This window comes from Myxococcus sp. AM010, assembly GCF_013372585.1.
Classification (GTDB): domain Bacteria; phylum Myxococcota; class Myxococcia; order Myxococcales; family Myxococcaceae; genus Myxococcus; species Myxococcus vastator.
The window spans coordinates 1-3425 of sequence record NZ_JABXEO010000183.1 but is presented as its reverse complement, the minus strand read 5'-3'; the positions used below and the strand labels follow the sequence as shown (position 1 = coordinate 3425).

The following is a 3425-nucleotide window of genomic DNA, read 5'->3' as shown; positions in this document are numbered from 1 at the left end:
GGCGGATAGCATCGACTTCGGGTGTGTTCTGGTGCAAGCATGGACGGCCGCGTCCTGAGCGGGGAAGAAGGCGGCCGGCCCACGTCGCACGCCTGCCCCGCGGCCGTCCATGCTTGCACCAGAACACACCCGAAGTCGATGCTATCCGCCCACACCCCAGGTGAGCGGTGGACACTCCCCTGGCGCGGGCGTGGATGAAACGTCACGAGCGTGTAGCGCCGGGTGGGAGTAAAGGAGGGGGGCCGTGTCCCGCACTCCGCCCCGCTTCCTCAACTTCCGGCGCACGTTCGCGCTGCTCATCGTCCTGGTGGTGGTGCCCTCCGCCGGCCTGTCCGGCTTCGGAGTGGTGGCCATCATCAACGAGCGCGCGGCCGTGGAGAAGCGGCTGGAGGCCGCCTGGCGCGGCACCCTGGAGTCGTTGTCGGAGGAGCTGCCGGGCCTCCTCGCCTCGGCGCGCCTGGCCCCGGTGAATGGCCAGCTCCAGTTCATCCTCCCTGACGGGCAGCCCGTGTCGGAGCCGAACGGCGCCTTCCAGTTGGAGGAGGGCAAGGTCCGCACCCGGGACACCCAGTTGGAGGAGGCGCTCATCACCGTGCTGCCAGAAGCAGGCGGACTGCCCACCGAGCCCACCGTCTTCTCGCTCACCGCGGGCGGACGCGCGGTGCTGGTGGCCGCCGAGCGACGCGGCGACGTGGTGCACGGCGTGCGGCTGTCGGTGCAGACGCTGGAGGCCCTGCTGGCCGAGCGCGTGGATTCGCGGGCCGTGTCCAGCGAGCCGGTGCGCTTCGCCCTGCTGCCCGTGCCCCGGGAGCCCTCCGAGGGCGGGCTGATGGGGCGCCTGGTGTCCGAGGTGGCGCAGGCGCGCGCCAGCGCCATGGGGCCCACGGGCCTGGCGGAGCGCGTGCTGCCCTCGCCCCTCCAGGACTTCCGGCTGGTGGTGCTGCCCACCGGCGAGGACCCGGTGGCGCGCGCGTCCACGCGCAACCGCGTGCTGTACGGCGTGCTGCTGGGCGTGTTCTACCTGACGCTCACCTTTGGCGTCGTCTACACCGGCCGCGCGCTCTACCGCGAGGCGCAGCTGTCGCGGATGAAGACGGACTTCGTGTCGCTGGTGAGCCACGAGCTGCGCACGCCCCTCACGTCCATCCGCATGTTCATCGAGACCCTGGCCCTGGGGCGGCTGAAGGACCCGGCGCAGATGCAGGAGGTGCTCACCCTGCTGATGCGCGAGACGGAGCGCCTGTCCATCTTCGTCGAGCGCGTGCTGGATTGGGCGCGCATCGAAGGTGGGCGCAAGGTGTACCAGCGCGAAATCGTGCCGGTGCCGGAGCTCGTGGACGCGGCGGTGGAGGCCTTCCGCATCCAGCGCATGGAGGACGGCGTGGACCTGTCGGTGGAGGTGCCGGACGGCCTGCCCGAGCTGGACGTGGACCGGGCCGCGGTGGCCGGCGCGCTGCTCAACCTGCTGCAGAATGCCTACAAGTACAGCGGGCCGGACAACCGCCGCATCACCCTCCAGGCCCGGGCGAGCGGCAAGGGCGTGGACCTGTCGGTGGAGGACAACGGCGTGGGCATTGCTCCAAAGGAGCGCAAGCGCATCTTCGAGCGCTTCTACCGCGTGGACAACCTGCTGACGCGCAGGACGGAAGGCAGCGGGCTGGGGCTGGCCATTGCCCGGCGCATCATCGAAACCCACGGAGGCCGCATCTCCGTGCAGAGCGAGCCAGGCAAGGGAAGCCGGTTCACCATCCACCTGCCGGCGGGGAAGGCATGAGCGACAAGACACGGAGCATCCTGGTCGTGGAGGATGACCTGTCCATCCTCACGGGCCTGTCCATGAACCTGCGCTTCGAGGGCTACGAGGTGCTCCAGGCGCAGGATGGCCGCACGGGGCTGGCGCGCGCGCTGGACGAGTCGCCGGATTTGGTGGTGCTGGACGTCATGTTACCGGAGCTCAACGGCTTCGAGGTCCTCAAGGAGCTGCGCCAGCGCGGCCGGGACACGCCCGTCGTCGTGCTCTCCGCCAAGGGCCTGGAGACGGACAAGATTGTCGGCCTCAACCTGGGCGCGGACGACTACGTGGTGAAGCCGTTCGGCCTCCAGGAGCTGCTGGCCCGAATCAAGGCCGTGCTGCGCCGGCGCTACCCGTCCGCGGGGGCGGGCTCACCGCCGCCGGTGACGTTCGGCGACGTGAGCGTGGACATGGCCGCCCGCACGGTGGCGCGCGCGGCGACCCCCGTGGAGCTCACCGCGCAGGAGTTCAAGCTGCTGGCGCACTTCCTGGCGCACCCGGGGCGCACCTTCACCCGCGAGGAGCTGCTGTCCGGCGCGTGGGGCTACCACTACGAAGGCAGCGCCCGCACCGTGGACAACTTCATGCGTCAGCTGCGCCTGAAGTTCGAGCCCGACCCGGAAGCCCCTCGCCACTTCCTCACCGTGCGCGGGCTGGGCTACCGCTTCGAGCGCTGACGGGCGCTCACGGCCCGGCGATGCCGATGTGGCGCGAGTCCTCCAGGTCGAAGGGCTTGCCGTCGTAGCGGCCGTAGCGCTCGCGCGGCACCAACCCCGCCGCGGTGAGCGCCGCGTCCAGCTCCTCCGGCGAGAAGTGCCGCAGCTTGAGGCGGCGGATGGGGCTGGGCCCACCGGGGGCTCGCCGCTCGCGCAGGTGGAGGGTGAAGAGCGGGCGGCGGGGCTCCAGGCCGGCGCTGGGCGCCTCGTCGTCCCGGGGGAGCACGGGCTCGCGGGGGGTGTTGAGCACGTCGTAGACGAAGGAGCCGTCCGGCGTGAGGTGGTGGCGCACCGTGGCCAGGAGCGCCTCCAAATCGTCCTTCCCCGGCACCAGGCCCAGCGCGTGCTGGGGCGCGAGCACCAGCGGGAAGCGCTCCGACAGGCGCAGCGAGCGGAGGTCCGCCACCTGGAAGCGCGCCCTGCGTGAGATGTCCTCGGGTTCCGAGCCGCGCCGCTCCTCGGCGGAGCGAATCATCGCCTCCGAGGGGTCAACGCCCACGGCGTCGTAGCCATGTCCCGCCAGCGCCCACACCACCCGGCCATTGGCGGCTCCCAACACCAGCACGGGCCCGCCATGCTCGGCCGCCTGACGGGTGTAGAACAGGAGGTCCGGCTCCTGACCGACAAGAGAAAGTGGCATCCGGCCCCGCGCGTCATGACCACCCATTCGACGAAGGAAGTAGCACGAATCCGGCCTCGCCCGGGACAGGCACGTACGCACAGTGGGAAGCGGACTACCCACATCGTGTCCGGCGCCTGACGGACACACCATGCTTCGAGGCAGCCCGTGCTGGCACCGTCCTTGCGAACGAACGGGGATTGAACACGACGACCCACTTCGGGCCAGTCGGCTTTTCAGCAGGGGACGGTGACGAGATGAAGCGCGGATGGGGATGGGCGGGCGCGCTCTTCGTGGC

Annotated in this window: 3 protein-coding genes; 2 read left to right on the top strand and 1 reads right to left on the bottom strand. The window is 70.8% G+C overall.

The features are described 5' to 3' along the window. Positions 1-244 precede the first annotated feature (244 nt). Positions 245-1774, top strand: a complete 1530-nt coding sequence (locus HV826_RS36100; protein WP_176421540.1) for an ATP-binding protein — start codon at positions 245-247, stop codon at positions 1772-1774. Next, on the top strand, positions 1771-2469 hold the full coding sequence (locus HV826_RS36095; protein WP_176421539.1) for a response regulator transcription factor: 699 nt from the start codon (positions 1771-1773) through the stop codon (positions 2467-2469). Before HV826_RS36100 ends, HV826_RS36095 begins: the two co-directional genes overlap by 4 nt. Positions 2470-2476: 7 nt before the next feature. Here HV826_RS36095 and HV826_RS36090 read toward each other — a convergent pair whose 3' ends face one another. Beyond that, positions 2477-3175, bottom strand: a complete 699-nt coding sequence (locus HV826_RS36090; protein WP_176421538.1) for a bifunctional 2-polyprenyl-6-hydroxyphenol methylase/3-demethylubiquinol 3-O-methyltransferase UbiG — start codon at positions 3173-3175, stop codon at positions 2477-2479. Positions 3176-3425: the final 250 nt, after the last annotated feature.